General features: G+C 65.2%; 30 protein-coding genes. 8 read left to right on the top strand and 22 right to left on the bottom strand.

Annotated features, from left to right (window positions below; translation table 11 throughout):
* Positions 1-663: 663 nt before the first annotated feature.
* From L3Q67_RS26695 to L3Q67_RS26685, 3 genes are read right to left on the bottom strand one after another with little or no spacing between them, the layout of a single operon-like run.
* The gene (locus tag L3Q67_RS26695) at positions 664-1,035 is read right to left on the bottom strand and encodes a hypothetical protein (protein WP_499184215.1); all 372 of its coding nucleotides are present in this window, start codon (positions 1,033-1,035) and stop codon (positions 664-666) included.
* A 51-nt stretch (positions 1,036-1,086) separates the two neighbouring features.
* A complete protein-coding gene (locus L3Q67_RS26690) occupies positions 1,087-2,028 on the bottom strand; it encodes a CPBP family intramembrane glutamic endopeptidase (RefSeq protein WP_499184214.1) in 942 nt (313 codons plus the stop codon).
* Positions 2,029-2,058: 30 nt separating this feature from the next.
* Positions 2,059-3,891 carry a single-stranded-DNA-specific exonuclease RecJ family protein gene (locus L3Q67_RS26685; protein ID WP_499184213.1) on the bottom strand — a complete coding sequence of 611 codons (1,833 nt, stop codon included), beginning with the start codon at positions 3,889-3,891 and terminating at the stop codon, positions 2,059-2,061.
* Between the two features lie 205 nt (positions 3,892-4,096).
* Between L3Q67_RS26685 and L3Q67_RS26680 the strand changes: the two genes are divergently transcribed.
* Positions 4,097-4,615 carry a histone-like nucleoid-structuring protein Lsr2 gene (locus L3Q67_RS26680; protein ID WP_499184212.1) on the top strand — a complete coding sequence of 173 codons (519 nt, stop codon included), beginning with the start codon at positions 4,097-4,099 and terminating at the stop codon, positions 4,613-4,615.
* Between the two features lie 111 nt (positions 4,616-4,726).
* Here the strand turns inward: L3Q67_RS26680 and L3Q67_RS26675 are convergent, their stop codons facing one another.
* The 4 genes from L3Q67_RS26675 to dbpB form a co-directional block, all read right to left on the bottom strand.
* Complete coding sequence (locus tag L3Q67_RS26675; protein ID WP_499184211.1) at positions 4,727-5,494, bottom strand: DUF4326 domain-containing protein; 768 nt, start codon at positions 5,492-5,494, stop codon at positions 4,727-4,729.
* Positions 5,495-5,565: 71 nt separating this feature from the next.
* Positions 5,566-5,814 carry a hypothetical protein gene (locus L3Q67_RS26670; protein ID WP_499184210.1) on the bottom strand — a complete coding sequence of 83 codons (249 nt, stop codon included), beginning with the start codon at positions 5,812-5,814 and terminating at the stop codon, positions 5,566-5,568.
* Positions 5,815-5,833: 19 nt separating this feature from the next.
* On the bottom strand, positions 5,834-6,367 hold the full coding sequence (locus L3Q67_RS26665) for a hypothetical protein (RefSeq protein ID WP_499184209.1): 534 nt from the start codon (positions 6,365-6,367) through the stop codon (positions 5,834-5,836).
* A gap of 15 nt (positions 6,368-6,382) precedes the next feature.
* Positions 6,383-7,486 carry a DGQHR domain-containing protein gene (dbpB, locus tag L3Q67_RS26660; RefSeq protein WP_499184208.1) on the bottom strand — a complete coding sequence of 368 codons (1,104 nt, stop codon included), beginning with the start codon at positions 7,484-7,486 and terminating at the stop codon, positions 6,383-6,385.
* A 2,058-nt stretch (positions 7,487-9,544) separates the two neighbouring features.
* Here dbpB and L3Q67_RS26655 point away from each other — a divergent pair.
* The gene (locus L3Q67_RS26655; RefSeq protein ID WP_499184207.1) at positions 9,545-10,018 is read left to right on the top strand and encodes a hypothetical protein; all 474 of its coding nucleotides are present in this window, start codon (positions 9,545-9,547) and stop codon (positions 10,016-10,018) included.
* Between the two features lie 33 nt (positions 10,019-10,051).
* Entirely contained in the window at positions 10,052-11,323 is a 1,272-nt protein-coding gene (locus L3Q67_RS26650; RefSeq protein ID WP_499184206.1) for an acetate and sugar kinases/Hsc70/actin family protein, read from the top strand.
* A 97-nt stretch (positions 11,324-11,420) separates the two neighbouring features.
* On the opposite strand, the gene L3Q67_RS26645 is transcribed toward L3Q67_RS26650, so the two are convergent.
* The 9 genes from L3Q67_RS26645 to L3Q67_RS26605 form a co-directional block, all read right to left on the bottom strand.
* Complete coding sequence (locus tag L3Q67_RS26645; protein ID WP_499184205.1) at positions 11,421-12,092, bottom strand: HD domain-containing protein; 672 nt, start codon at positions 12,090-12,092, stop codon at positions 11,421-11,423.
* Between the two features lie 530 nt (positions 12,093-12,622).
* Complete coding sequence (locus L3Q67_RS26640; RefSeq protein WP_499184204.1) at positions 12,623-13,159, bottom strand: hypothetical protein; 537 nt, start codon at positions 13,157-13,159, stop codon at positions 12,623-12,625.
* A gap of 1,095 nt (positions 13,160-14,254) precedes the next feature.
* The gene (locus tag L3Q67_RS26635) at positions 14,255-14,653 is read right to left on the bottom strand and encodes a hypothetical protein (protein ID WP_499184203.1); all 399 of its coding nucleotides are present in this window, start codon (positions 14,651-14,653) and stop codon (positions 14,255-14,257) included.
* A 327-nt stretch (positions 14,654-14,980) separates the two neighbouring features.
* On the bottom strand, positions 14,981-15,358 hold the full coding sequence (locus L3Q67_RS26630) for a hypothetical protein (protein WP_499184202.1): 378 nt from the start codon (positions 15,356-15,358) through the stop codon (positions 14,981-14,983).
* Positions 15,359-16,021: 663 nt separating this feature from the next.
* The gene (locus L3Q67_RS26625) at positions 16,022-16,261 is read right to left on the bottom strand and encodes a hypothetical protein (RefSeq protein ID WP_499184201.1); all 240 of its coding nucleotides are present in this window, start codon (positions 16,259-16,261) and stop codon (positions 16,022-16,024) included.
* The gene (locus tag L3Q67_RS26620; protein ID WP_499184200.1) at positions 16,222-16,455 is read right to left on the bottom strand and encodes a hypothetical protein; all 234 of its coding nucleotides are present in this window, start codon (positions 16,453-16,455) and stop codon (positions 16,222-16,224) included. The genes L3Q67_RS26625 and L3Q67_RS26620 overlap by 40 nt, the downstream gene beginning before the upstream one ends.
* A gap of 118 nt (positions 16,456-16,573) precedes the next feature.
* Entirely contained in the window at positions 16,574-16,855 is a 282-nt protein-coding gene (locus L3Q67_RS26615) for a hypothetical protein (RefSeq protein WP_499184199.1), read from the bottom strand.
* Between the two features lie 196 nt (positions 16,856-17,051).
* Complete coding sequence (locus L3Q67_RS26610; protein ID WP_499184198.1) at positions 17,052-17,357, bottom strand: hypothetical protein; 306 nt, start codon at positions 17,355-17,357, stop codon at positions 17,052-17,054.
* Between the two features lie 67 nt (positions 17,358-17,424).
* Positions 17,425-17,697 (bottom strand): hypothetical protein, encoded by a 273-nt coding sequence (locus L3Q67_RS26605; protein ID WP_499184197.1) that lies wholly within the window; start codon positions 17,695-17,697, stop codon positions 17,425-17,427.
* 277 nt (positions 17,698-17,974) lie between these two features.
* Between L3Q67_RS26605 and L3Q67_RS26600 the strand changes: the two genes are divergently transcribed.
* Complete coding sequence (locus L3Q67_RS26600; RefSeq protein WP_499184196.1) at positions 17,975-18,202, top strand: hypothetical protein; 228 nt, start codon at positions 17,975-17,977, stop codon at positions 18,200-18,202.
* A gap of 85 nt (positions 18,203-18,287) precedes the next feature.
* Here L3Q67_RS26600 and L3Q67_RS26595 read toward each other — a convergent pair whose 3' ends face one another.
* The 4 genes from L3Q67_RS26595 to L3Q67_RS26580 form a co-directional block, all read right to left on the bottom strand.
* The gene (locus L3Q67_RS26595; protein ID WP_499184195.1) at positions 18,288-18,455 is read right to left on the bottom strand and encodes a hypothetical protein; all 168 of its coding nucleotides are present in this window, start codon (positions 18,453-18,455) and stop codon (positions 18,288-18,290) included.
* A 21-nt stretch (positions 18,456-18,476) separates the two neighbouring features.
* The gene (locus L3Q67_RS26590) at positions 18,477-18,767 is read right to left on the bottom strand and encodes a hypothetical protein (RefSeq protein ID WP_499184194.1); all 291 of its coding nucleotides are present in this window, start codon (positions 18,765-18,767) and stop codon (positions 18,477-18,479) included.
* Positions 18,768-19,684: 917 nt separating this feature from the next.
* Positions 19,685-20,518 (bottom strand): helix-turn-helix domain-containing protein, encoded by an 834-nt coding sequence (locus L3Q67_RS26585; RefSeq protein WP_499184193.1) that lies wholly within the window; start codon positions 20,516-20,518, stop codon positions 19,685-19,687.
* A 414-nt stretch (positions 20,519-20,932) separates the two neighbouring features.
* On the bottom strand, positions 20,933-21,397 hold the full coding sequence (locus tag L3Q67_RS26580) for a single-stranded DNA-binding protein (RefSeq protein WP_499184192.1): 465 nt from the start codon (positions 21,395-21,397) through the stop codon (positions 20,933-20,935).
* A 430-nt stretch (positions 21,398-21,827) separates the two neighbouring features.
* Here L3Q67_RS26580 and L3Q67_RS26575 point away from each other — a divergent pair, with 430 nt between their 5' ends.
* On the top strand, positions 21,828-22,241 hold the full coding sequence (locus L3Q67_RS26575; protein ID WP_499184191.1) for a histone-like nucleoid-structuring protein Lsr2: 414 nt from the start codon (positions 21,828-21,830) through the stop codon (positions 22,239-22,241).
* Between the two features lie 266 nt (positions 22,242-22,507).
* Complete coding sequence (locus L3Q67_RS26570) at positions 22,508-22,768, top strand: hypothetical protein (protein WP_499184190.1); 261 nt, start codon at positions 22,508-22,510, stop codon at positions 22,766-22,768.
* Between the two features lie 221 nt (positions 22,769-22,989).
* Here L3Q67_RS26570 and L3Q67_RS26565 read toward each other — a convergent pair whose 3' ends face one another.
* Both L3Q67_RS26565 and L3Q67_RS26560 read right to left on the bottom strand, forming a co-directional pair.
* The gene (locus tag L3Q67_RS26565) at positions 22,990-23,265 is read right to left on the bottom strand and encodes a hypothetical protein (RefSeq protein ID WP_499184189.1); all 276 of its coding nucleotides are present in this window, start codon (positions 23,263-23,265) and stop codon (positions 22,990-22,992) included.
* A gap of 396 nt (positions 23,266-23,661) precedes the next feature.
* Positions 23,662-23,928, bottom strand: coding sequence for a hypothetical protein (locus L3Q67_RS26560; RefSeq protein ID WP_499184188.1), 267 nt, complete (start codon positions 23,926-23,928; stop codon positions 23,662-23,664).
* Positions 23,929-24,646: 718 nt separating this feature from the next.
* Here L3Q67_RS26560 and L3Q67_RS26555 point away from each other — a divergent pair.
* Positions 24,647-25,057 carry a hypothetical protein gene (locus L3Q67_RS26555; protein WP_499184187.1) on the top strand — a complete coding sequence of 137 codons (411 nt, stop codon included), beginning with the start codon at positions 24,647-24,649 and terminating at the stop codon, positions 25,055-25,057.
* On the top strand, positions 25,054-26,259 hold the full coding sequence (locus L3Q67_RS26550; RefSeq protein WP_499184186.1) for a hypothetical protein: 1,206 nt from the start codon (positions 25,054-25,056) through the stop codon (positions 26,257-26,259). Before L3Q67_RS26555 ends, L3Q67_RS26550 begins: the two co-directional genes overlap by 4 nt.
* Positions 26,260-26,408 lie beyond the last annotated feature (149 nt).

Below are 26,408 nucleotides of genomic sequence, written 5' to 3'. Positions count from 1 at the left end.
CGAAAAGACCTGGCACATGTGGTACATCGTCGGAAAGTGCTGGTTTATCAGCCAGAACGGCGTACCGCGTCCGAGAAGTCACGTGGTACACCTTCTCGCGCCGAAGACGCGCGATGCAGGCATCCGCGCAGGTCGGAGCTGCTTTTCAGGACGTACCACGTTCGCGGTACAGCCGAGGGTCGGTTTCCTTCCCCCTCCCTGGACGACCTGGCGATCGTGGATCCGACGCTGCCGTTGAGCGTCTCGGTGCGCTGGGGAATGGCCCCTGCACTCTGGAACAGCAGAGGGACGAGGAGTTCTCCGGCGCCGGGCGTTACACGAGGGCTCTGACGAGCCCTTCGGATACATTCTCGGCAGGACGAAGACTGAGCAGCCGCGGAGATCACGACGTGAGGACGCACATCACTCGCCCTGTTTCTCCATATTCCCTGCGATCCCCGCGTTCCTGGTGTTCTTTGCGCATTGCGTGCGGCGACTCCCGACTGCTATGGTGGAAATCGGTGGTAGGCGGCGGTCACCACCAGACGCTGTTGCATAGGAACTGCACAGAAAGAGGCCGGAGGGCGTCCCCGTGGGAAGGGAACTCTCCGGCCTCTTTTGCGTCGTGATATGGCGCGAGGCATTTTCGCCGGAGATCGTGTTTTCGGCCTCGCTGGAACCGGCCTAGGAGGATTCGGCTCCGCGTCCGCGAGCCCACCTGGGCACTTCGACCGCGTACAGGATCTCGTAGGTGACCGTGACGTTGCCGTTGCACGGAGTTGTCCCTTGAGTCTTGCTCATGGCGATCTTCCGGTACCCGGTCACGTCGCTGGCGCGCGTGAAGAACTGGGCGAGCTGCCTGTTCACACGCTGGCGCGCATGGTCGGCGGTGAGGCCGCTGGCGGTGACGGCGTGGACATGGACGCAGTCTCGGTCGAAGGTGGGGATTCCACCTGCGTCGAGGTCGAGACTGCTCTTCGCGCGACCGATGTCGAGTCGATCGGGTCGGACGAACCGCCCCTGTGCGTCGTAGGCACAGCTGCTGACGATGGCCACGATGGATTCCCCTCCTCTCTGCACTCGAGTATGGCTGAATGATCCTTTCAGCTATTCCCCCGGTGACCGGACCACCCCGGTCACCCGCTTCCTGGGGCTCTCCGTGCAGACGAGAGGACCGCTTCTGGGGGCACCACTGTCTGTCGAATCCGAGTAGAGCCGGTCCGCCCAGGCTGCTCGCGGCTCGATTGCCTCGCTCTCGTCATCGTCTCGCTTGTCGTCCACGACAGCGAGGCGCGGTCGGCCGCGGATCTGGCGATGGAGAATCAGCACGACGCCGGCGAAGGCCGCTGCCAGCAGCAGCGTCGAGAGGGGTCTGGTGAACGCGGCCAGCATCGGTGCGGGGACGACGGTCGCCGCGAGGTTGAAACCCAGATGCAGGATCACGCATGGCCAGAGTAGGCGCGTGCGCTCGTAGACCAGGGCAAGCAGAACCGCCAGAGGTAGCGCTGACGCAAACTGCACAACGTTACCATGTGCGAGGCTGAACACCCCTGCGGAGACGAGGACGGAGGCAGCGATACCCACCCGCCTGCGCAACAAGGGGTAGAGCAGTCCCCGGAAGACCATCTCCTCGGCGATCGGTGCCGCGAGCAGCGTGAGCACAAGCGCCGCCGCTGGCCCGGCATCCTCCCGGGTCCGGACCGTTTCCTCGAAACCAGCCGAGCCGCCCACGGTGTGAGCCCACAGCGCCACGGACTGACCGGCCAGAAAGGCAAGGACGGAGCAACCCACGACGGTCCATCCAAAGCACGGGACCTCGCGCCGTAACCGCCGCGCGGGAACGAGGACGAACCAGCACGGCCGGACGAACCGTGTCCCTCCGATGAGCACCACCACGATCCCTCCGAGCAGGACAGTCCCGAGAACCGGTTCTCCGATGACGGAGACGACTCCGGCGCCGAGGCCGAGATAGGCAGCCACGACACCCAGCGATACGAGGAGACACCAGCCGGCATCGAGCAGGTGACGGGCGATCCGTGTGGCGGCCACAGCCACCTCCCTCACGGGTCAGGCAGACGCTCAGATCTGCTTGTCGATGACGGCCTGGACGCGGGTATCCCCGCGGAAGGTGTTCAGCTGCAGCTTCGCCGTGAAGCGCAGCGTCCCGAGCTCGGTGCGGCTGGCCCGCTTCACGACGTCGCTGAGTTCGTCGTGCTTGTCCTCGGCGGCGTTCCACCACAGACAGGACAGGCCCGCCCTGGTCACCAGCCGCAGGTGCTGCTTGTCCGAGCCGATGCGATCGACCCGCAGCCCGAGCGGCTCGAGAGCGATCTGCACGATCGGCTCGGAGAAGCCGTGGCCGAAGGGTTTGAGCAACGCGGTCCGGCGCACGAGCTCACAGAGCGGTCGCAGGTCGTCGAGGCCGGCGTCACAGTCGGCATCCGGGCCGAGCACAAGATCGCCCTGGACTGTGGTCTGGTCAGCGCCGAGCAGCGCCACGCGAGTGGCATCGGCAAGCACCGCGGCGAGCGAGTCGAGCAGCTCGGCGCGCTCGACCTTCACACCGCAGGCCTGCTGGTGGCCGATGGCCCGGAGTCCAGCGTGTGGTTCCAGGCTGGCGATGATGTCGAACCAGTCCGGTGCGCGCCCGGAGCCACTGACGAAGTCGCCGGGACCCGCCGGTCGATTGACGACGACAACGGGGTGACCGTTGCGCTCCATCAGCTGGTTGGCCAGCAGGCCGTACATGCCGGCCAGAGCGTCGGAGAAGTAGATCCACGGTGCCAGCGGCTGGTCGCCGTCGACCAGGGCCTCGAGGTGCTCTGCTGTCAGTTGCTTGCGGTGCTCGTTGTTCTCGATGATGTCGTGGGCATGCTCGATCATCGCCTCGGGGTCGGGTGCGGTGAACGCCGCGAAGTAGGGCTCGAGCGACTGCCCGATCCGGCGGGGACTGTTCATCGCCGGGGCGAGATAGAAGCCATAGAAGCCTTCGTCGATGTCATCGATGTCGCGGATCTTACCGGCCTCGGTAAAAGCCTTGAGCAGGAGCGCGAAGCCCTGGAACGCCCGCAGGAAGACCGGATGGTGGGGTCCCGTGCGCAGCAGTCGCATCATCGTCGACTTCTCGATGTCGATGAGGTGGGGCATCGGGTCCCCGTAGGGGCCGTGGGGCCTGGGTGGTGCGACCCACAGCAGCCGGGCGATCGACAGTGAATCGCGGACCAGCTGCCGATTCTCGTACAGGACTGGCATGACGTCGGAGACGGTGCCGAGGCCAGCGAACAGGCGCAGCAGGCGAATCTCCCAGAGTTTGCCGGGGCGGTGGGCTCGGGTGTATGCCTCAATCACCTGGTAGAGCACGTGGGCCCCGCAGATCCCCGGGTTGGCGTAGGTCTCGCCGATCCGGCAGGGGTCGACCGTGATGTCGGCGCTCGACCCGGGTTCGAGCTCCTCGTGGTGGTCGGTCACCAGTGTCGTCCAGCCCAGTGCCCGAGCGGCCGCGATGCCGCGATGGGAGTTCACTCCCCCGTCGCAGGTGAGCAGGACCCGAGTCTGCGGCCACGTGAGGGCGATCTCGGCGATGTCGTCGGGTGTGACGTCGTGACCTCGGCGGTAGTCAGGCAGATGAAGCTCGACGTCGAAGCCGAGCTCGGCCAGCCCGGCGTAGCCGAGCACGCCAGCGGAGATGCCGTCCATGTCGAAATCGGGGGCGATCGCGATCTTCTTCCCGGAGGCGCGGGCGTCCTCGAGTGCCTCGACCATCTCGGACAGGCCCAGCAACTCGTCGTGCTCGGTGGACTCGATCGCCCGGAGGTACTCGTCGGTCCACCCGCGACGTTGGCACATCAGGGCGAAGAGGTCGACCTCCTGGTGGGCCAGAGGAGGGCGGTCGACGGTCTGGAGCGGGTTCATGACGGCCTCTCGATCGGGGGTCGACCGGGTGCTTCGGCGAGCAACACGACCAGCACACGCGGCAGTGTGATTCTAGCACTGCCGCTTCTCGTTCATGCTGATTACGCAGCGCGAGTGAAAGGTTGCCCCCATTGCGCATCGAATGGGACTCACATCGGTTTGAAAGGCTTCTTGACAGACAAGTGGATGGGTTATCCTCCGCGGCATGGCCAAGCGACTAGTTCTGGACTCAGACATCAGTGGTAAGCCCGATGCCACCACGGTCCTGTTCGGCCTGGAGGGCGACTGGTACGAGATCGACTTGACCGATGAGGAGAGGCAGAAGCTCGAACGGGCACTCAAGAAGTACCTTGTCAAAGGCCGTAAGGCCACGGCGGAGACGACGCGACTCGTGGGCGAGACGACGCCCGACGAACGGCACGAGATCCGCGCCTGGGCCGAGAAGGAAGGCTACGAGATCGCCCCGCGTGGCCGGATTCCTCAGGATGTACTCGCCGCCTACGACGAGGCCCACGGGATCGAACGAACCTATGTCGCCGAGGGCCACAATGCCACGACGAAGGCAGCGACGAACCGAGACGTGCCCGCCATGACCGCGGATGAACGCGAGAAGATCCGCGCCTGGGCGAGGCGAAAAGGAATGGACGTTGCGGGCAAGGGGCAGATACCGAAGATGATCGTAGCCGCTTACGACAAGGCGCACAGGATCACCAGAGGCGAGTAGCCGCATGGGATACATCGCTGCTCACCGTCCTCACTCCCGTAATCATCAGAGCAGGCACCTGCGCAGGCGCGCGAAGCCCTGAAGCAGCGACTCCAGAGCTTCGCAAGCGCCTCAGACCGGGGACAGCGATGGATGGATGACGTCACGGACGTCGAGCCCCTCCTGGAGCGCTCGCCGACGGCAGTCGATCGTGCCATGGGAGAAGTGCCCCGGACGGGCCGGCATCAGCTGCTGCTGGCCGCGTCGTGGACAGTCTCGCCTGCGGCACAGGTCCAGGAATGCCGTGCATACCACGTGCCCGTGTGCTGCGCGAAGCCGCACGGCCACATCGACCATCTCCTGGTTGCGCTGGAACCCGGCGGTCCGGCCATGTGCCTGCCAGTCAGCACGAAAGGTCATTGGCGTCAAGCCCGCGGCGCGCCACATCCGCTCGCCCATCGCGTCAGCCCCGTCCGCGCATTCGCCGGAGAGCAGCATGGGACGAGTAACCTGTTCGGGCCCCCACTCGCGCCACAGATCGTTGAACGTCCGGCGCATAGCCGGTTCGTCGTCCCAGGTGCGCGAGCCCGTGATGAGGACAACGTGCGAGTAGACCGCAGAGCCGAACTCGAATGCTTCCGCATACCTCTTCAGTACATCGCCATGGCATGGCTTGGGGGCGCAGTAGCACCCGAGCCTCTTCCCGCGCAACTCGTGCAGGCGCGACAACAGGCCAGGGCTTGTCAGCAGATGCCGTTCGTACCGCTCGATGACGTGTGCTCGATCCGCGTCGGTGTGCAGACGAGGCAGTGGAAACGGATTCCCCCACACCGAGCCACGGCCGATATACACGTCGTAGGCAGAGGTTTGCTTGTTCACTACCTCGATCGCGGTCGTCATCGGAGTCCTTCCGAGGGCAGGTTCTCACTTGTCGGCAAGTCGGCAGGACACGTGTTCGCTGACCGTAGGTTTCAGTGCTGGTTGGCGGCATTCCCGCGCCACCGGTCGATCGCGAGGCAGGCCAGCTCGACCCGTTTGGCTCCGAAGCTCGGCACGGTCGACAGTTCGGATTCATCCGATTTCGCCCGGTGTGCGTCGACCAGCTCGGCGAGCCGCTCGACGGTGGTGATGCCGTGCCGACGCAGCGGTGTGATCTGGTGGTGGGTCAAACCTCCCTCACCGCTCAGTTCCTGGAGGGGAGTTCCGGTGATGCCGTTCATGGTCGCTGTTCCTTTTCTCTCACTGGTACTTGGGTGCCTGCACCGCGGTCTCAGCCGAACGCCAGGACTCGACCAGGCAGATCACATCCCACGACCGCGGGCTCGGGGTGCCATCGCGTCGTGCGGACTCGCCGAACTGTGCGATCACCCGGTCCCGCCAGTCGTCGGGGAGTACGACGGCTCGGGCCAGCTGCGCATACACAGCATGCCACTCAGCTATCACCTTCCGTGCCTGCGCCTGGTCCCGCGGCATGGCCCGCTCGGCTTCCTTCAGTTGAGCACGAGTCTCATCTCGCTCGCGCTCGGCATCTTTGACCAGTTCGGCCAGAACATCCCGCGCAGCGCGCATCTCGTTCAACCGGACATCGCGCCGATCCTCCGACGACAACCGGCGCTCCTCCGCCAGCTTCTTGCGCAGCTCGACCACCCCGGGGTGGGGAACGGAAAGCGCAGCATCGGCCAAGTCGAGATAGCCTTCACGGAACTGCTCCCAGTCGTCTCCGACATGTCGCCGGCCAATCGCCTCGGCGATTTTGATTCTCAGGTCTGTCATAGCTGTCCAATCAGGTCAGGTGGCGCCAGCCGCAGGCAGATGGTTGATGAGGTGCCGGGATAACGCAGTGATGTCCTTGCTGGTGTTCTGGACGCTGTCCCAGCGGCGCACCTCGCCATCTATCTGCCAGGTGCCCCTGGTCCAGGCGGTGTGCGGGGCGAGCGCGGCGAGCTGGCGGCGAAGGCCTGCCGGGTCGAGCTCGTCGGCGAGGATGTCCTCGGTGAGGGCATCCATCACGTAGCCCATGGCGGAGATGCCGGCGCCGTGGGTGAGGCGGGACTTGCGGGGCGGCAGGGTCCAGGCCGTCTGCCAGGTGCCGGCCACTGCGGCCCAGTACGTGGTCAGGTGCGCAGTGATGGCCGTGAGGTCGGCTTCGCCGGTGGCCGGGTTGCGGTACTGGTAGAGGCAGCCGTCGGTGAGGCTGTGCTCGACCATTTTGAGCACGCTGGTGTCCTGGATGTACCCGAGCGGCGCGGTCGGGGACTTGATGACTCCGCCGAACGGGCCGCCGGCGTCTCGGTTGAGCGCTGCCATCACCGCGGCCGGGACGCGGCGACGTTCGTAGGCGTGCGGCACCTGCCCGGTGGTGGCGGGCAGCAACTCGTGGATCAGGCCCGGGGGCAGTGTCTTGGTCGAGTTGACCAGGATGAACTGCGAGCGCTGCTCTTCCTCGCTGCGTGCGATGAATCCGACTGCGGCAATGGGAAATTCGCCGACCCGGGCGTCGCGGATCGCCGCGGCCCGTTGCTGTCCGTCAACCAGCCACGCGGGGCGTTCGTGCTCGGGCAGGGTGTCGTCGATCGGGATCACCAGCTCGCCGGGCATCGAGTAGTCGACGGCCGGGCTCGTGAGTTGCGCTGGTGTGAAGCTGACGCGGTTGTCGAAGGCGAGCACGAGCGCGTTCGGCAGTATGGCGCTGGAGTTCTCGAGGTAGCGGCGGATGCCGCGGATGTGGGCGAGTGCTTCCGGACGTTGGTAGCCGGATAATGCACTGTTGTCGTCGCGCCGCACTCTGGACACGGCAGCGAATCGGCTCAACTGTTTGCCGTCGACACCGAAGCAGTAGATGTGGCGTAGGCCCTGCCGGAGTTGGAGGGCGGGCACACGCAGAGTGGTCACAGGGTCTCCTCGTTGGGTAGGGCCGGGACGTACTCGACAGGGCTGTGGTCGCCGAGGAAATCTGTGCCGCCGCTGTTTGAGAGGATCGGTCGGTCGTCGCGGTTGCGACTGACACGTCCCCGGAGTCTGGTGCACTGTCGTCGAGTAAATCATTCCTGAAATGAATACGCGAGCACACCGTCGGCTCAAACAATACCGATCCCAGATAAGTGCTTCTCGTGCAGCCGAGGCATCCGGCCGCCTGCCTCGCCATAGGTCGCGATCGCACCGACGGACCGCTCGCCCAGCTCAATGACCACACCTGGAGATCCGTCCGGCGCTTCGGCGAACTCTGACACGCGAAGACGCACTGCGACCCTACTCGACGACGGCGTGCTCAGGCGTCAGTGACGTGGTCACGGCGCGGACGAGTGGTCGACATCGCCCAGTCGGCTTCTGTGCACTCCCGTGCCAGCTCCGCTGGCATTGAACCGCCTTTCTATCCGGCGGTCTTTTCCATCCGGTCGTCGCAGACACCTCGAACCAAGGTTCGCGTGCGCGGCATCGGGCAACGAGCGACGTCGGCCACCGCCCTCACGGGCGGCGCAGTGGGCGGGCCGTCGGAGTGGCAGTGACTGAGGGCTCAGTGAGCGCAGCGAACAGTGGAACCAGACGACCGGCGGGCCGGTCACCAGTGTCCCCGGAGCGCCAGCGGAGCGAGCGGTCGCCAATGCCTGTTGCCAGGTTTCCTTATGCCCTTTCTTCCCTTCTCGCCGTTGTTCGCCGTTGGATGGCTGGGGCGTGAGCAGAAGGCTGGACTATCAGGAGAAACGGCTTGTGCACACGTGAGCCGTACGCTCGTCGTTGTCCGCGCGGCGCGCGTACGGATCGAGGCGACTCTCCTGGTCACAGCACCTTTCGATCGTGCGGCTTCTTCGGCATCCGTGGCAACGGCGTACAGGTGCGTTTCCCCGCCTTTCTCGTGAAGACGAGCCGGTACCCGTACGGGTCTGTATTCCGCGTCCGCGGAGAGGCCCGCAGCGCCACCTTCAGCACGGCGGTGCGCGATGTTGCCGCGGAGCCGGCCGCGCCCCGCGCAGCTGCGCATGTCCCCGGCCGCGTAGCTGCGATGGGGGACAACCCGGCGGTTCAGCCTTGCCACGGGATTCTGCTACAGCCGTTGCTCCATCACGTCCTCGTGCGGTGGTGTACTCGCGAAATCGCGTTGCGCCACCGCACCCGCGCCCGTCGCACGGGATCGCGGCGGGTGCTCTGCGTTGGATCCGGTCCGGCCCTGCTCGTTCTCTCCTGGACGCTTCAGGGAGCCAGACTCGAGCGCGAGCTCACGCCACTTCCCGAGGACACCCCTGTCGCGCTGCCGCCATCACAGGCGGTGCCGACTCTGCCTGTTCTCCGTCTCCGAGCTTCGCGGAAGGTGCGCAGACCGCGACACGAACCCTGGCCGGCTGGTTTCGCGGGCCTCGCCGCGGTGCCATCGCGGGCAGATCTCGTCGCTCCACGGGCCGGGAACCGCCCGCATCACGTCCTAAGGGAACTCTGATCGGTCGATCGGGACTGTGTAAAGACCCTGCGGTGTTCCTCTCGGGGCTCGTTTCTGTCCGGAGGTTGGGGCTGCTGGTCCGCTCCGTGCTGCTGGCGGTCCCGACATAGGCCAGGCCTGTTGTCAGTCCCGTTCTGGGCTCCGCTGCGTCGCTGCATGGCACGTTGGTGCAACCGCGAGTGGCCATGGTACTGATCGTGGCGCCGTATGAGCCCGTATCCGCGCCGAACCTGGTCAGGTGCGGACCCGAACCAGTCCAATGTTCGCTACAGCCGCAGGGCTGGTCCAGGCTTGGCTGATGGCTCTGATGAGACCAGTGCGGGCCCTATCCGCAAGTGGTCTCATCTCGGTCTCAATAAGTCATTGCATAGGCCTTTGATAGACCATACGATAAGAATCGAAAAGCTAGTCGACGAGTTCGCACCTGACGACACAGGGGACCTGATTGGCCGGGAAGGGTGGATCCGTAATGCCTGAGGGCTTGCCTGACCACACCGCAGTTCGAGGAGGAGTGTGCGATGACTGAGGAGCCGCGGCGTTTGCGCTGGAGTGTCCCGGCCGCAGACGTCTCGACGAACCGATGGCTCGACGGGCAAGAGAACATCTCCCGCTCCCTGCAGCTACTCATCCGCGAGTCTATCCAGCGCGACGGGTATATCGACGTCGTCAATCGCCCTGTCGAGCAACTCCCCCGCCGCGGGCGGCCGCCGTCAGCCACCGGGGACCTCGCTGATGCTCGGATCGCCGAGCGTAACGAGGACGGCGAATCCGACGGACATCACGTAGCCGCCGAGGGCGCGCGGGCCCAGGGCCCCATCCGGGACCAGACGGCCGAGCACGAGGCCCGCAGCGATTCCAAGCCCGCGGCCACGATCAGCTCCCCGCAAGTGGAGCACGAGACCGCCCCGCCGCGGGAGACGCAGCCACCGTCGACGACGAGTGCGCCCGACGGGCCTCTGGATATGGACGCCATTTTCAGCAATCGCCGATGACTGCCGCCATCACGGAACGAAGGAAGCACTGACATGAGCACGAACACCATCCGTCTCACCGGTGGCATCGACGTCGGCAACGGCTACGTCAAAGGTGTCATCCGCAATGAGGACACCACGGCGGTCGATGAGGTCGACCTGCCCAGCGCGGTGGTCGCCACGCCACGGCAGAGCCCGAAGGTGCCACTCGAGGACGCCAGGGCCGCCGAGGTCATGGACGATGCGGATCTTGACTTCTACAACCGTCTGGACTGCGCGCTGACCACTCCGCTCATCTCCGACAGCGATCGCCGCATCTTCGGCCGTTCGGCTCTGAGCGTCCGCGGCTCGAAGTTCACCGAGTTCGAGGTGCACGACGGGCATGGCAGCAAGGTCGACCAGAATCTCAGCAAGATCCTGGTGCTCGGTGTCTTCGCCGCCAAAGCGTTGCGCGACCACGTCCGCGAGCACGGACAGCTGCCAGCTCATGAGCTACGCGTGAGGGTCCGTGCCGGACTGGCGCTGCCGATCAATGAGTTCGTCTCCCGCCGCCACGGTTACGCCGCGGAGTTCATCGGCTTCCTGGGGACGGCGGATCCGACCGTGCACCTGGTCACGATCAAGAACTTCTCGAGGCCGGTCTCGGTGCGCCTCGAGTTCGTCGATGTCCAGGTCATCGCCGAGGGCGCAAGCGCGCAGTACGCGATCGCGGACAAGGGCGAGCCTCTGGCGCGGGCCCTGCTCTCCGACCTGCGCTCACGCGAGCCGGGGATGCTCCCGGACATCACCGCCGCGGACCTGGTGGGCGTGACGAACACCATCGGTATCGACGTCGGCGAGGGCACGGTGAACCTCCCGGTCTTCACTGACGGCCGGTTCAACCCCGAGGCCTCCGCCACGCTCGACATGGGCTACGGCACGGTGCTGGCCAACGCCATGGACCGTCTCGACGAGGCGGATCTGCGGTTCACCAGCCGCAAGCAACTGGCCGACTTCCTGCAGAGCACGCCCTCCGCCTTCCAGCGTGGCCGGCACCAGCGTGCTGAAGCCTTGGTCGACCCCGACGTGAAGTACTTGGTGGAAGCGATCGGTTCGATCTTCGATGAGGTGCTCGCAGCGTCCGGTGAATCCACTGAGGCGGTCTATGTCTACGGCGGCGGCTCCGGCCCGATCAAGGACCTGCTCTACCCCGCCCTCCTGGAGGTCGCCGGTGACGTGCCGGTGCTCTACCTGGACGCAGGCTACTCGCGCCACCTCAACCGTGAGGGCCTGTACATCGCGGCGCGGGCCGTGGCGCAAGCGGCCGCCGAGTCCACCCAGGGCTAATCGTTGCTGTGTTGGGCGGCGGGCCTGAGCGGCCACGAAAGGAGAACTCCCCGGCGGCAGCTCGAAGGCTGTGCCGGGGAGTTGTCGTGGTCGTGCGTCAGCCTTCGATGCCATGCTCGAGTGCCAGCAGCCGCAAGGCGTTCGCAAGCCGGTGAAGGTCGGCGGCGGCCGCAACTCGCTCTTCTGCGCTGGGTGCGGCGAGCAGGCTGTCCGCGACGATGGTCACGACGGGCAGGTATTTGCGCAGCAGGCGCAGCATCGTCTGGTCGTGACCGTGACCGAGCTGGTGCTTGATCGAGCCGGCGTTGTCCTTGAGGTCGCTGGCTTTGATGACCAGGGCCGACGAGCCTGATGCGCTGAGAACAGCGATGTGCTCGGAGTAGGTCGTGCTGACGTACTCCCCGACGGCTCCAGGATTGGTGACCTGACCTACCAGGTCTGCGACCTGTGCGCCGTAGAGCCGGGCCAGGCATTCCAGAGCCGACTCGCCGGTGTGACCGAAGACCTCGAGCAGCTCCTCGGCGCAGTCCTCGACCACATCGTGCAGCAGCGCGCTTGCGACGACTTCCGCGTCGTCCACGCCCCAACGGATGAGCCGCAGCGCGACCCTCAGCGGGTGCTCGACGTAGGGAACGCGGGGAAGGTTTCGGCGGGCGAATCGGATCTGCCCGCGGTGCAGGAAGGAGGCCATTGCGCCGGCGGAAGTGATGAGCCCCGCCGCGCGTGGCATCACGCGATGGATCTCCCGGTCGAGCTCGAAGACGAGCATCGATGAATCCATCTGTTTCAGGGGGACGCGCGGGAACGTCAAACTCGGAGTGTTCATGACGGTGCCCTCCCGTGTCTGCGAGCGTCCTGCTCGGTATTGGGTCTCCCCTGCTGGCCCGCCGTTGCAGAGGACCTGGCCCGTGCAAGCACGGGCCAGGTTGTTTCGCGGCGAGCGATCAGGACAGCTTTCCGGTGGGTTGATACGGTGTCGCGCGGCGGCGTTCCGTTCACGCCCAGATCCGGATCAGCTGCTCTGATCTCCTCTCGTTCTTGTCGGCAGGTCGATCGCGTGCGACACAACAGTGCCTTCCCTTGTCACAGCAGTACCGCGATTTGCTTCACCGCTGATCTTTCTCCACAAAGGCCGGAACGTCGCGCCACCAGCGGTCTAGCTCGCGCCTCCACCACGGTTCGTTGTCAGATCCGGGGCTCAGGCAATGCGTTGCGGCGGTTCGACCCGTCGCGCGACCAACCCTCGATGTGAACAACCGCCTGGCATGAGAGAGCGCCAGCACACGTCAGGTCCGCCAATCACTTCTCCAGGTCGCCCAGACGGGCAACAGCAGCGTCACGCTCGGCTTCTACCACGTGATACTGCCTGTGCACGGTGGCCCACCACGACTCGCGCTGGACCAGCAGCCCGTCGTTCTCCCGCTTCGCTTCGGCGAGTTCGGCGCGCAGACGCTCCAGCTCCGAACGCTCCGTCAGTAACGATTTGAGGTCGGCCGCCGACAAGGTCCGTTTGCCAGTCGTGGTCGCGACGACGTATACGCTGTCACGCTCGGCACCGTCGTTGATCGTGTCGTACGCGGCGAGGAACTCCGCCAGGCGAACTGCGGGCGTGTTCCCGGACGGCATCGGCTCGGGGGTCGACTCTGCGGGCTCAGCGGCTTCTAGGTGGGCAGCTAGAACATCCGGCTCAGCGATGAGGGCCCGCTGCGCCATGTCGATCAGCTTCGAGAGCGTAATCGTGCGGCGAGCCTCCACCGCCCTTAAATCCGTCGGATCGTCCAAGCTCACGACGAAGCGGGCGAAGCCGTCCACTGTCAGCACGTTCAGCTCGGACATCTCATCTTCTCCTCGTGGACTCAGTGGTTGACGCACCTGGCGAGCTGTGGTCCTCTGTGGAGCTTTCTCCGCGCGATGACGGTCCCAGACGTTCCAAGCCGCCGGGTTGCCCGCCGGCAGGGGCGCGACGGCGGCCGTTCAGTTGGGCCAGATGCCGAGGGATACCTCGAAGTTCTCCTGCCGCCTGCAGGCGTTCCTCCGCAGCGGCCTCGGCGCAGGGGCGGACGTGGCTGGCGCCGGCATGGCGCACCGCCAAGTCGTCGACGGTGTCAGCGCAGTGGCCGCAGACCACGCCGGATAGCGTGGCCTCCGGACTGCCGTACTGGTGATAGCGGACGAGGTCGGCGACTGGGGTGGCCGCGAACGCGGCCATCGGGATGCCGAGCGAGTCGACGATGCCAGTTGACCGCGTGGCGGACTCTGGAACACAGCCGCTCGCATCCGGTCTCCAGCGAGAAACCGCGCAGGGACCCCAATGTGCCGTAGGCGTCGGCGATGAGATCCAGGCCTTCACCATCAGCGTTCGTGGTGCCGTGCAGCACGTCGGCGGTTGCGATCATGGCTACCTCGCGGGTGCTCCTTACGGTACCTCTCGATCTCGGACAGGCCGGCAGGGGTACGCCAAAAGGCCGGGGTGTGCCGGGAACACGCACCTTCGCGCCACTCCCCGTCCCGAAAGTCGAGCACCCCTGCGTACACGCGGTCGCCGAACTCGGCGTACATGTCATAGCCTGGGCAGTGAGTGGTGGTGGCCCCCTCGAAAGAGCCGCAGACCGAGCAGGCGAAAAGGCCGCCAACGCAGAACATGCACGACCAGCCTCCGTCTTCGTGCTGACCAGGGCAAACGTAGTCGGTGTGCTCCATCCTTTGCTCCCTTCCTCGTGGATCGCGTTCGTCAGGTGTCCGTTCTGACGGGAGTACCAGTCGGACGGCACTCACAGCCATCGGTGTTCCGTCCGATGTCGCCAGTCGGTTTCGATCGACGGCGCAGCCAGCCAACACTGCTCTCGGGGATGAAGCGTCTGCGCGGAGTGAGAACTCTCGGGCTGGTGGCGGGCGGCTGCGTGACAAGCCGCCAGGCGCTGCGATCCAGCTCTACGGCCGAGTGCCGCTGATCGAGACCTTGGCGCCGCGGGCGATCTCGTCAGCACCAATGAAGATGCGGTGGCCGCCAACGGGGTAACTCGGGTGGTCCGAGAAGACTACGGCACACGTCCACGAGCCGGAGTTTCGTTTGCGTGGCAGCGGCTCCTCGTCGACCCCCTCGGGAAGGGGGTCGTTGTGGAACTCGATGGGCACCACGACGACGGTGTAGTGCTGTGAGGTGCGCGGAGGGCTCCAGGGCAGCTGCACGAGCACGTCCTGCGGCCACTCCTCGATCGTGATCGGGAGGGTGGACAGGTAACGGCTGGTCGAGCCCTCAGGAGCCTGTGCAAGGCGAGCCCGCTCCAGCTCTTCGGTCTCGAGAAATCCGATGCGGGTCAGCAAATCCATGGTGATCGGTACTCCCTTCGCGGCGGAGATCGTCCGGACGCACGCCCAGACCAGTGAAGATGTCCCTCCGCGCGTGCCCCGGATCAGCTGTGCTGATCCTCAACGAGGCGTCCTGCGCCATGAAAGTGAGAACCCCGGCAGAACACATCACTGCCGGGGTCTTGCGCTGCCCGGATTCACGGGCGCGGCGTTGCCAGCTGCGCTGACGCGGGATCAAGATCCGCGTGAGAATTCGTCGCCGGCGCAAGCCGTCTGGTACGGACTCACCGCTGTGGCCAGGTCGCATGCCCCGCGGCCCGGAAACGTGGCTCAGGTCGCACAGTAAGTTCAGATCGAGATCTTCCTGCCGCGAGCAAGCTCTGCGGCCGCAATGCTGAGTCGGTGGCCACCGACGGGGTAGCTCGGGTGGTCAGATGAGACCACAGCGCACTCCCAGTGTCCTGAATGGCGTTTGCGCGGCAGAGGCTCCTCCTCACTCTCGCGGCGAGCGTCCGGCGAGAACTTGATGGGTACGACGACAACACGGTGGGCGCTGCGTTCGGTGGCGGACCAGGGCAGTTCGATGAGCAGATCCCGCAGCCACTCCGTGATCGTGATCGGCAGGGTGGACAGGTAGTGACTCATCGAGCCCTCAGGGGCCAGCGCCAGGCGGGCCCGCTCCTGCTCTTCGGTCTCGCGAAAACCGGTACGGGTGAGGAAAGCCATGATGATCAGTACTCTCTCTAGGGCGGGTCCAACCGGGCCTACGCCCCGACCAGGGAAGATGCGTGTCACAGCCCGTGCCGGATCAGCCACGCTGATCCCTCACCGACGACGGCGAAAACCGCACCACAAAAGAGAAAACCCGGCAGGGAGCGTATCCCTGCCGGGTCTGGGCGACCCTCAGGACCGCACTCTGACGTCAGCTCAGCTGACGCGGGTCTTTGATGGCACCATGAAAGGGAGCGACACTCCGAAGACTTCGGAGCCGCTCGGCACATTCATCGTGCCTGAGAAAGCTGGACCTGCCGATCCACATGTGTGGGGCAGGTGAGTTGCCCCAGCGGACGCGCTTGAACCGGACTCCGTTGCTGGCATCCAGGAGTTCGATGTCGTCAGGCTCCGCGGATCCGGGCGGGAAGACGCGGGGTACTCGCTGTCCGGGCTTCGGCGTGGTCATCGGGATTCCGTTTCGATCGGGCCGTGCCTCACGTTCATGGCATGATTCCATCCGCCGGTGTTGAGGGTGCGGAGGCCAGGGACGGGGGTGAGGAGTTCGCGCTCGTTGGTGGGGTCACAGGGACTGATCGAACACTCGCCGATCTGGGAGCGCGGTCAGGGTACTTGCACGTGTCGAGGTCGCGGACAGCCATGCCGCATGCGGTGTGGTCACCACCAGTGTCGGAGGATGTAGTTATCCCTGGGGAGTTCGCCCCGGCGGATCAGGTCTGCCAGGACCCCTTCTAGCGACGGGGTGAACGCACGGGCGGCATCGTAGAGATTCGCGAACACAGCACCTTCGAGGTCGGCCGTTTCCGGCGGTGTGGTGGGCACGGTGACCTTCGACGGGTCGTCGCTGACGGAGATGCTCAGCCAGTAGTCGAGCTGGGCCGCGCCGGTCTTGAACACGCCACCTGGCGATCTCGGTCGTAGCCGAGGTAGAACTCGGCCGCGTCGATGTCGTGCAGCGCTTGGTGGTCGTCGGGGTCTGATTCGAGCTCGTAGACCTTCACGCTGTCGTTGGGGAGCGGCGAGTCGGTCTGGCCCTGCTGGCATCCACGCAGGGAATTGTAGGGCTTGCCGTAGACACTCTCGGCGATCACCTCGATCGGGATGAAGCCGTTCTCGGTGCCGGCCCACTGTTCGTGGGCTCGAGCGTGTAGAAACTGCGGGTCGTGTACTCGTGCTCAGCGGCGTTCATGGCCGGGATCTCCGTGTTCTCTACGAGCCGGTGCGGGCGTTGAGGACCGCGGCGGCGACTGCGGCCTGGATCTTGGCGGCGACGAGACGCTCGATAACGCCGAGTCTGTTCCGTGAGCAGGCCTCGTCGTCGTTGTGGTCGGTGTAGCAGTCGTCCTCGTCGCGAGGGCACTGGTCCGGCACGAGCTCGTCGATCGTCGAGGTATCTACACAGCAGTCACAACCGAGCATCGCGGAGAGCAGGTGGCGGTCGAAGTCGTCGAGGGCTGGTTCCGGGTTTGCGCCAGCAACGCAGCTTTCCATGCCTATGTTCCCTTCTGGTGATGCGGTGGGAATTCAGCGGCCAGGGCGCTTCTCACTCGCGGAGAGCAGCGGCGCTCGGGGTCACGGTTCGACACAAAGACGTGGTTTGTTCCTCATCCGTGACACCTGGTCATCTGGGCACTGTCGCGGCGTGCAGGAGCGACTCTGTCAGCGCGCGGGCCGTGGCTACGCAACCTCAGTCGACCTGACCGCGGACGAGATCGGCGACCGCCTGGGCATAGGCGTTCTTCGTCTCCTCGACAGCGGCTTGCTCGTTCATGCTGTGCAGTTGCTCCCCCGCCGCGATCCGGTTCTCGACGGTGTCCATCGCGATAATCGCGGCGGCGAGGTCGAGGCGGGCGAGCCGCTCGCGTCGTGATAGTTCGGGGTGCTTTTCCCGAGCGAATGTCAGCCAGGCGACCGTACCGACGTGCAGCGCTTGACGGCGCCCCTGTTCACGTGGGGCAGCAGTTGCGACTTGCCGTCGTGGCGCGGTATCCATGGTTGATCCTCCTCGTGGTTCTTGCTGCAGGGAAATGCGGTGGAGAAGCGCTGGGCCGCCGACCGTGTCAGCGAGCCGCGTAGATGAGCTCGGCGAGCGCCCGGGGTTCGATGCCGGTCAGCGGATGCCAGGTGCCGTTGAGGTCCTGCCAGGCGATGACCGTGCTGGAGCCCATGGGTCCATTGGTTTCGGCGATCTGGAGCAGCCGCTGCCAGTGGGTGGTACCGACGTCGCGACGCCGCCAGAGCTTGTGGCTGAGGGTATCGAAGGCGGAGATCTTGATGACGAACCCTTGGAGAAGGTTCTTGTCCAGTTCGCCCCAGGTGCCGGTGCCGCGCATGGTTGGTCCGCCTTCCTGCGAAAGTGTGGTTCTGTCGGCAAGCCACTCGGATCAGCTGTGCTGATCTTTTCGGGAGTCGTTACCCAGCAACAGCGTCACGCTCGTCCACCGCGTTCCTGCCCGATAGCAGGGCACCCACGCGTCGAAGTGGCCGCCGGCGTAGGTGACCTCGGCATGCCACGGCGAAGCCCCGCGGAGGCTCTTCCGGAAGCGCTCCTCGTCGGTGGGTCCCGGCGTGACGTGGTCAGCACATGAACCACGGACGGAGGACGATCGCATGCTCGACCCCGAACTCGCCGAGCGCATCACCGCGGCAGTGAGCGCCTCGACGAGCAGCTCACATGAAACGCCGGAACCGGTGCGCTACCCGAGCCTGCGCACCGGTGAGGTCGGGGCGCAGGACCTGATCGAGGTGGCGCTGACCGGGGCAGGTTGCGGCGTCGACGGCTGGGCCATCGGCTTGCCGGAGTTCCTCGTCAACGGCTGTTTCAGGCAGTCGTGCTGATGTCGCGCGACAGCCGCGAACGCCTGAGGGAGTCCAGTCGGTCAGGTGTGTGACGTCGCCGTGATTGGGCATCAGCAGCGACGTCTCACTCAATCAGCTTGCGCTTGCCGGGGCGGCCGGGATCGGCGAAGGTGGGAACGGTGCCCACAGTGCGGACGATCTCTGCCATGACGGCGGGTACGTCCATCACATCGAACACCTCGTAGTCACCGAGCTCCTTGTTCGCGGCGGCCGCGACCCTGCTGGCCAGCACAGCCTCACAACGGCCAACCTTTCACTGCTCGAACGAGACACCGGCTGCGGCGAGCATGCGCGACGCGCTCGGGCAGTACAGTCGCATCACCTCGCGCCACACATGATCAGGTACATCGTGCTCGCTGCAGTGGAGCGCGGCCACCACCGCGACAACCGATGCGCGGCCGGTGAGCACGTAAGTCCAGTCTGGGTCGAACTGCTCGACCGGCCGGTACGACTTCAGGCGTCCGGTCAGCGCAGGCAGGATCTCACCCGCCTCGGGCTCGGCGTGCCGGTAGAGGCCCGGGGGAATGCGGGTGAACGTGGTCATCTCGGTGCTTCCCGCTTCCTGCTTCCTGCTGTGATTGCTGGGTATGGCCGGGACTGTGATGGGCCGAGGGGCGCTCGCGGGATTCGAACCCGCGACCTCTCGTACGTCGTCCTGTGACGGACCTGTTGCCTGGATCTGCCCTCCGGGTGGTCAAGCCCGTTCACCCTGGAGGGTGACGTGGACTTGGCGGAGTCGAACCGCGGGCAGTCAGAACGCCGAGTGCTCTTCCGTTGAGCTAGAGCGCCATGAGGTGTGTTGCGAGGGCTGTGGTCGCCGAGGGTGTGTCGAACGGGGGTTTCTGTACCTCAGCGATGCTCGCTGTAGCCGCACTGGGGACAGGTGTGAGTGAGATCCGTGCGGGAGTAGACGCCGTAGGCGTCGGACTCCATCGGCTCACCGTCGTTGGGGCATGTGATGCCGAGCATGGTGACCTCCGGACACGACGCAGATGTGCTTCAACGCCGAGTCCGGATCAGCTCCGCTGATCCCGCAACCGCTCTTGAGCTAGCCGAGACACTGCGCAGCCGGAAGAGACAGATCCCGGAGCCGCTGGCACGGCAGGCGACGCCGGGAGGGTGGGGAAGCCGGAGCCACGGAGATCTCCAGGGACACACCGCAGTGATCTGCTGCGATGCTGAGGGATCGAACCTCTTCCGTGGTCGGTCCATGTAGCGTGCCGAGGGCGCGTACCCGGGGGATCGGCCGGGTGTGCTTCGGAGTCGAACCGCTCTACATGGAAGTCTGGGTCGGCGATCAAGGCAGGCATGAACCAGGTGACCGCCACCAGGGCTTTCCCTGTTATCGCCGCACACTCTCCGAGCCGCTCCACTGACCGTCACCACAACGTCGACCATCCAAGGCATCCCTCGCCGGTGTCAACTCGACAGCCCGATCTTCGGGAAGCACCGAAGACCTTGTCACCCAAGGCGGTGCACGGTCTCGCCGCTAGCTAGAGCGGTGGTGGCAAGCAGGTCGAACGCCGCGATCGCATGACGGGCCGGCTCGGAGCGATGACGAACGAAACGATGACCGGGCAGCTCGGAGATGAGCCGCGGCGGGGCGGGCTTGCGGAAATAGTAGAGAGTGGCGCTGTGACCGAGCAGAGGGTGGATACCACTTCCGAACGGTAGGAGCCTCAGTTCGAGGTTCGGCATTCTCGCCGCGAGATCGCGGAGGTGGGCGCGTTGCCTGATCATGGTGGCCTCGCCACCGACGTTGGTGTGGAGCGCTGCCTCACCCAGGAAGCACCGGTAGGTTACCGATGCCCCGCTGGCCGCACTGCCGATGATGTGCCGGCGGGCAAGCTGGAAATTCGATAGGTTCTTCACCTTGGCGTGGTCTGGTTCGACGGCCGCGATCACAGCCTCGCTGTAGGCGGGGACCTGAAGTGGAGGTGGGATCACCTCGCTGGAGTAGTAGTCGATGGCGACTGCCTGGCTTTCGAGTTCCGCGAGCCGCTTCAGGTGTAGTGGGGGTGCGACGTCGGTGTAGGTACCGCGCGGCTTCCGTCTCGTATTCTGCTGCACGATGGCCAGGATCCGGGCCCGCTCATCCGCTGGAACGCGATATTTCGCCAGCAGGAACGCTGCTTCGGCAGGTTTGGGCTTCGATCGTGCCAGCTCCAGGTCGCCGATTTTCGAGGAGGTGCAGCCGAGTACCGCGGCGGCCTCCTCGCGGCTGACTCCCGCGCGCTCACGGAGCTGTTCCAATAGGGCGCCGAGCTCAGGCCGGCGGTCTGCGTTGGTCGACATGAGTTCTCTCATTACGTAGGGGCCAGAGTGCGCGGAGTACTGGCTGGCTTCCGGTTGATGTTCAGCGACTACGCACTGCCCGGGTTCTCAGGCGATCGGATCGTTGTGTGGCTGGCCGCGGGCACGGCCATGCCGGGCCACCGCCTGTATCCGCCGACTCCAGCAGCCGGAGATTGTTGATGAAAACCACCCTCGCACCCCGCCGGGAAAGTACGAGATCGTAAGTAAAGACAATCCCCGTCCGAGCAGCACACGGCTTCTCGGACGGGGACTGCCCCTTGCACGATATTCAGTTGTCGATATTCATTTGTGGTACACAGCCTGAGCCAATGTTCACGGTGCTTCCATCCCTGCGGCCCTCGCCGCTCGTGGCGGGCTGCCGTTAGAGACATCAGCCGGCTGCGGGCTTCTTGGTCACCCGAACGGCAACTGCTCGTCGGCGACCGGGATGGTCTGCACGACCTGCGCCGGCGCCTCGGCCTGCAGAGCCTTGTTCTGCGCCTCTGCGGCCTGCACGCGCTCATTCATGCGAGCCTGAGTCACGGTGCGCGACTCGAGGAAGGTGATGTTCTCGGACTTGACCTTGAGGTCGAAGACGTCCTTGCCACCCCTGTTGTAACGATCCATGCGCAGCGCATACCCGACGGACACCAGGTCGCCCCTGTGGATGTTCCCGTACGGCCCGTGGCCCTGAGTCTTCGCGGACACGAAAGCCTCGACGGGGATGCCGTCGGACTGGCGCTCGTTCTGCGCGTTGGTGTAGTTGCGGTCGGCGTAGATCGTGAACAGGACCTTCGTGGAGCCGTCACTGTTCTCGAAGAACTTCGGGTCGTTCGCGAGGCGGCCGATGAGCTGTCCGTTGTTACGGGGGTTAGACATGGTGTTTGCTCCCTGTGCGTACCTAACGCGGACGATGCTGGCGATCCGCGCTCGAATTTAGTTTTGGGATATCTTCGTTTGGTTGGCAGGCCGTCATCCGGATCATTCCCGTTGGCCAGATGACGTCTTTCATCCCGAACCCCGAATCAGCTGTGCTGATCGAGTGCTCTTCAGCACGCCTTCCGGATCAACTTCGTTGATCCCTCCTCAGCCACCCACCCGGGCGAGCCCGGATAGGCGCGACCGAAGCACCCCGCCCGATCGGCCGCACGGGGCCGCAACCTCCGCCTGCGCCACGATGCGGCTACCAAGGTCCGGCGGCCACTCAGATCTGCACGAATGCCGAGAAATAGCGGACAATGTTGCACCGCAGTTTCCGGATGCGATATGGTCGTTTCGACCCACCCGAAAAGTAGGAAGATCCCCAACGATGGCCCAGAAAGTTCTCGTCGAGATGGTCGACGACATCGACGGTGAAGCCGCGAGCCAAACCGTACCGTTCGGCTTGGACGGTGTGACCTACGAGATCGACCTGTCCGACGACAACGCTGCCAACCTCCGCGAAGAGCTGGCCCCGTATATCGCGGCTGGACGGCGCACCGGAGGCCGCAAGGTACGGCTGGCGACTGGCCAAACGGCTGTCCCTGCGTCGCAGTCCACAGCAGCCGCACGCGAGCGGGCCCGGGCGATTCGTGAGTGGGCGCGAGAAAATGACTACCACGTCTCCGAGCGAGGCCGGATCTCGGCCGAGATCACCGAAGCTTACGACGAGGCGCAGCGTGAGTCCGCCGACGTCAAGTCTCCGCGCAAACGTGCCACGCGCAAGAAGGTCACCGCTCAGTAGCCGCCGTCAACAGAGGTCGGTCTAGTGGACGAACCCGCCGATCTCTCCCGCGGCGGAGTTCGCAAAATTGGAGCAGAGGAGCTCCCCGGTCCATCCGGGGAGTTTCTCTGTCCCGCGCGTCTTTATGCGCCGTCCCACCTGATGATGTGGCAGGCGTCGCCGCCGAGGTAGACGGCGGCGGTGTCATCGGGATCGCGAAGAACTTCCTGTTTGCAGTCGGGCGCTGGCGCGAGGTTCAGTTTCCCGGCGAGTGACAGGCGTCTGAGGTGGTAGTCCTGGGCGTGACGGCTTGTGCCTCGCAGATCGAGTCGCGGGCGCAGGTCTACCATGCCGATCCAGTGCGGACGGCTCGCGATGTCGAGGATTTGCTCGCGGACGAATTAATCCCAGCGATCATCGACGGACATGTCAAACTTCCTTTCCTGTGGAGTCAGCGGCAGGTGCCGTATGTCGTGCGGTGCCCGGTCGGTCGGGTAGATCGCGCCATCGATGTCGACGGCGCCGTGCTGGAGCGCGAGATGCTCTGAGGCGTCTGGGTAGAAACGGTTCCAGTCCGGTCAGATGCTCACGTGCTGGAACCGACAGTGCTGAGGAGTTCGGCGCTGAGGCTCACCCACGGTGTTACGGGTCAGCGACGGCGATCGACTGATGACGTTCGAACCTTGCCGGACTGCTGGGGCTCAGTGCGTGAGCGTTCCCCGCACACACGAGGTAGGTCGGGCGGTCGAAAGGCCCCTCCGGGATTCCATCAGAACGTGATCTCGACCTCGTAGGCGGTGGAGGCGAACGCTCCGACGGTGACTGTGCGCACGGGCATCACCAGGCCGTCGCGCTCCAGGCACGCGGTGAGCCCCGCGTGCTCGGACCAGTTCTTGATGAAAACGTTCCCGGGCCGGGGTATGAGACCGTAGCGAGCGAGATTCACCGAGATGCACTCGGAGCCTTCGTCGGTCAGCAGCATTAGGAGCCTGCGCTCATCGTCGTGGACGAGCGAGCCGGTGCGCTCGATCGTGCCGAATTCCACAGTGACCCCGTTCTTGGTGACAGGTACAGAGGGCTGATTCATGGCTTTCGCTCTTCTCGCTTCGTTCGGAGGAGGGGGCTCGGCGGCTCCCTAGCAGTCGTGGCCACGTACCAAGCCTGTGATTTTGAACCTGCGAGGGTGGGCAGGGGGGTCTGGTTGGCTCACCCCGTGGCTGACTGAGGGCTACTCGGCATGCCGTACTGGGCTCTGCTGGGGCTAAATGTGCCCCCGACTCGGGTCTGGGCCTGAGTGAGGTCTCTGGTGCGTCGGTCCTCGGCCCAGAAGGGAACTCGAACGGGACCAGGGTATCGGTTACCGGGCGACTTGGTCTCTCACCTCGGCTGCCCGGTGCCCGTTGCTCCTCAGTCGCTGGGGTGCGCGGTGCGCTCGTACCGGTTAGCGCCAGGCAACCGTGTGACCGCAGGCTAGGTACGTGGCTTCGCTGTCACCCCAGCTGTCATCGAGCTCGATGGTGCGGCAGCCGACGACATCGCTGGGCATACCGGGTTCGGCGTGCTCATCGAGTGAGCAGTGCTCGCACCAGTCTTGTTCGGGCAGGTAGGCTACGTCGTCCTGGTCCAGATACTCGCGCACTGCCTGGTCGAGAACCTCGCTCGATGTCGGGCTCGTGAGGCCTGCCTCGGAACGGTGGGCGATGGTCATGGGAATTCTCCTCCCCAAGTCGGGACTGAAGACGCCGGCGATGCTGCTGACAGGCTCGTTGGCAGCACCGAGCCACGCGACCAACCCAACTGCCGAACGACCGCGGGTCGTCGCTGTTTCCTGCCCGCAATCGCTGGAAGCGCCGACGCTTCATCTGACGGCACAGGAATATTCTGGGTGCCGGTCTGTCATCCATGGATGACAGACGCGAGAGGCACCGAGAACTCTTCCGGATCAACTCCGTTGATCCTCGCCAACTCGGCTCCAGGCGGATCCGCAGCGATCCCCGGACGCCCACGCGGTGCTCGAACGCCCTCCCGCTTTGGCTGCCCGCAAACAGTCTTCTACTCGCAGTCGACTCCGCTATGTCCTTCTCTTGGACACGATGGACTGGGCGCGCATCGCCACGGTGACCGATTACCTTCCCAGGGCGAGGCAGGACGACCTGACGGTCGAGGGGTTCACCATGCATCCGCGAGCTGTACGGTCAGTGCAACGCCTGGAGCCTGAGCGGTGAGCGCACCTGCCTCGAGACCGCTGTCGGCAAGCCGAAGCGAAGTGTGCGTTTCGCCGAAGTCGCATGGCGCGAACCAAGCACGCACCTCGGTGCAGATTAGCAATGGCTGCGGCCTATCGACACTCTTTCTGATCCCGACTAGCTATCGAATGGCGATAGAATAGGACTTGCATCGGTCGAATACGACATCGAGAGGTGTGCATGACTGCAGAGCAGGAGCCGGAGCAGGTTGTCGGGCGGCGCGCGAGCCGCCCACGGTCCAGGCAGATCGGCGCGGGCCAGGACGCCAGCGAGCGCCGTGAGCGTGTCGTCCTCCGGCTGTCGCCGGTCGTGAAGCAGCGAGCCGTGTACTGGGCTCAGAAGCGCGGGTTCTCCTCGGTCAACGAGTATGTCTCCGAGGCGGTGGCCGAGCAGATCCGCCGGGAGAACCTCGACTACGACCTGCCAACCCTGGAGATCGCGCGGCTCAACGAGCTGATCGGTCAGGTCGCAGACCTCTCGAGGAACAACGCAAATCTCGAACGCGTCGTCACGCAGGGTTTCGACTCGCTTATCGGGCTTACGCGCGGGGACAACTACCTGCTCGACGATGGGGATAAGGAGCTCTCATGAACCGGGGTCTGAACGAGATACTAGAGCCGACACCGTCGACCGACGAGCTCATGGACGTCGACACGTCTTTTCTCGACGCCTACCGGCGCAGCGGCACTCAGCAACTCGAGCGGACCCAGCAGCGGACGCGACAGTCCGACACACCAGCGCGGACGATCGGTACAACTCGGATTGAACTGGATGCGGGCGGCTCCGGTGGTGTGGACGCTCATCATGAGGTCGAGACTCGCCTTCCGGGTCCGGGCGGCGCCCTGGGGGCCGGGGAGGATGTCGTGCCGGGGCTTGAGCCGGACTCCAGGAGCACCGAGCACTCTGGCCGGCAGGGCCAGCACGGCGGTGGGGAACCCACCAGCACCGCGCCGTCCGGTGAGATGATGCCGGGCTCTTCCCCGGGTGGTGCTGTGACCGACGCCGATTTCCAGGCGCGTCAGGAGGACGGTGCCGATCTCGACGAGGTGACTCTCGACGAGGTGACTCTCGACGAGGACGCCGTGACCGCGTCAATGAGGACGCGTGCGGCGAGCGGGGAGTCTACTCCGATCTCGCTCGAGCTCACCAATCATCAGGAGTCGGTGCAGAGCGGCGCGGCCTCAGCGAGGGGCGGTACCGCCGGCCCGGAGGACGGCGCTGCGCTCCCCCAGTCCGGCTTCAAGCTTTCGGGCGTGAAGAGTCAGCCCGCTGTCCGCGCTCTGCCGGGCATCGTGGTCAGCACGCTGCGGGAGCAATTGCGCTCGGCGGCTGTCCAGGACCTTGGCGTAAACGATGCCACTGCACGCGTGTTCAGCGAACGGCTCAGCCAGGTAAGCCTGGTGACCGCGTTCCTGCTGGCGCAACTGGATCTCGGACTCGAAGCGGATGCGTCCACTCGGCTCGCAGCCAAGCTCTTCCGTTCGCGGAACCCGCTGCTGAGCAGCTTGGCGGCTCGGTTGGACGGTCTCGAAACGCTTGAGGTTCAACGCACTACGCTGCTGGGCGCGCTGCGCGAGGAACTTGCCGAGGTGCGCCAGACCGCCGCAGTGGTCGAGCAGGCGGTGGCCTACTCCATCGCCGACCGCACAGAGAATTTCCTGCGTGGCTCGCACAACATCCATGACGCGCCGATCACTCACAAGGCCGCAATCTTCCTTCGCGACAGGGCGCGCGAAGCGACGAAGAAGCAGACACGACTCGAGCGAGAGCGGGAAGGCCGACCGATCCGATGAGCCTGGGCGCAGGCGCAAACCACCGAGCAGCACGTCTTCATGATCCATGACGGCGCCGGTGCCTCGAAGACGTCTGACAAGTGGTCTCTGAACGTCATGCAAACCGAACCGCCAGAGCCGCGACAGCACTAGTCATATTTCGGCGGGTA

This window comes from Saccharothrix sp. AJ9571 (assembly GCF_021725495.1).
Taxonomy (GTDB): domain Bacteria; phylum Actinomycetota; class Actinomycetes; order Mycobacteriales; family Pseudonocardiaceae; genus Amycolatopsis; species Amycolatopsis magusensis.
Note: the sequence above shows the minus strand (reverse complement) of the source record. Positions and strands in the feature narration are given on the sequence as shown.

What these genes read in the sequence shown, in the direction of transcription:
- L3Q67_RS26680 (WP_499184212.1), top strand. Translation starts at nt 4,097, where the DNA reads ATGGCCAAGCGACTAGTTCTGGACTCAGACATCAGTGGTAAGCCCGAT.
- L3Q67_RS26575 (WP_499184191.1), top strand. Translation starts at nt 21,828, where the DNA reads ATGGCCCAGAAAGTTCTCGTCGAGATGGTCGACGACATCGACGGTGAA.
- L3Q67_RS26615 (WP_499184199.1), bottom strand. Translation starts at nt 16,855, where the DNA reads ATGGAAAGCTGCGTTGCTGGCGCAAACCCGGAACCAGCCCTCGACGAC.
- L3Q67_RS26645 (WP_499184205.1), bottom strand. Translation starts at nt 12,092, where the DNA reads ATGCTCGTCTTCGAGCTCGACCGGGAGATCCATCGCGTGATGCCACGC.
- L3Q67_RS26555 (WP_499184187.1), top strand. Translation starts at nt 24,647, where the DNA reads ATGACTGCAGAGCAGGAGCCGGAGCAGGTTGTCGGGCGGCGCGCGAGC.
- L3Q67_RS26670 (WP_499184210.1), bottom strand. Translation starts at nt 5,814, where the DNA reads ATGAACGGCATCACCGGAACTCCCCTCCAGGAACTGAGCGGTGAGGGA.
- L3Q67_RS26640 (WP_499184204.1), bottom strand. Translation starts at nt 13,159, where the DNA reads ATGTCCGAGCTGAACGTGCTGACAGTGGACGGCTTCGCCCGCTTCGTC.
- L3Q67_RS26560 (WP_499184188.1), bottom strand. Translation starts at nt 23,928, where the DNA reads ATGACCATCGCCCACCGTTCCGAGGCAGGCCTCACGAGCCCGACATCG.
- L3Q67_RS26580 (WP_499184192.1), bottom strand. Translation starts at nt 21,397, where the DNA reads ATGTCTAACCCCCGTAACAACGGACAGCTCATCGGCCGCCTCGCGAAC.
- L3Q67_RS26655 (WP_499184207.1), top strand. Translation starts at nt 9,545, where the DNA reads ATGACTGAGGAGCCGCGGCGTTTGCGCTGGAGTGTCCCGGCCGCAGAC.
- L3Q67_RS26605 (WP_499184197.1), bottom strand. Translation starts at nt 17,697, where the DNA reads ATGCGCGGCACCGGCACCTGGGGCGAACTGGACAAGAACCTTCTCCAA.
- L3Q67_RS26650 (WP_499184206.1), top strand. Translation starts at nt 10,052, where the DNA reads ATGAGCACGAACACCATCCGTCTCACCGGTGGCATCGACGTCGGCAAC.
- L3Q67_RS26675 (WP_499184211.1), bottom strand. Translation starts at nt 5,494, where the DNA reads ATGACGACCGCGATCGAGGTAGTGAACAAGCAAACCTCTGCCTACGAC.
- L3Q67_RS26590 (WP_499184194.1), bottom strand. Translation starts at nt 18,767, where the DNA reads ATGACCACGTTCACCCGCATTCCCCCGGGCCTCTACCGGCACGCCGAG.
- L3Q67_RS26550 (WP_499184186.1), top strand. Translation starts at nt 25,054, where the DNA reads ATGAACCGGGGTCTGAACGAGATACTAGAGCCGACACCGTCGACCGAC.
- L3Q67_RS26685 (WP_499184213.1), bottom strand. Translation starts at nt 3,891, where the DNA reads ATGAACCCGCTCCAGACCGTCGACCGCCCTCCTCTGGCCCACCAGGAG.
- L3Q67_RS26585 (WP_499184193.1), bottom strand. Translation starts at nt 20,518, where the DNA reads ATGTCGACCAACGCAGACCGCCGGCCTGAGCTCGGCGCCCTATTGGAA.
- L3Q67_RS26610 (WP_499184198.1), bottom strand. Translation starts at nt 17,357, where the DNA reads ATGGATACCGCGCCACGACGGCAAGTCGCAACTGCTGCCCCACGTGAA.
- L3Q67_RS26665 (WP_499184209.1), bottom strand. Translation starts at nt 6,367, where the DNA reads ATGACAGACCTGAGAATCAAAATCGCCGAGGCGATTGGCCGGCGACAT.
- L3Q67_RS26630 (WP_499184202.1), bottom strand. Translation starts at nt 15,358, where the DNA reads ATGGCTTTCCTCACCCGTACCGGTTTTCGCGAGACCGAAGAGCAGGAG.
- L3Q67_RS26600 (WP_499184196.1), top strand. Translation starts at nt 17,975, where the DNA reads ATGCTCGACCCCGAACTCGCCGAGCGCATCACCGCGGCAGTGAGCGCC.
- L3Q67_RS26635 (WP_499184203.1), bottom strand. Translation starts at nt 14,653, where the DNA reads ATGGATTTGCTGACCCGCATCGGATTTCTCGAGACCGAAGAGCTGGAG.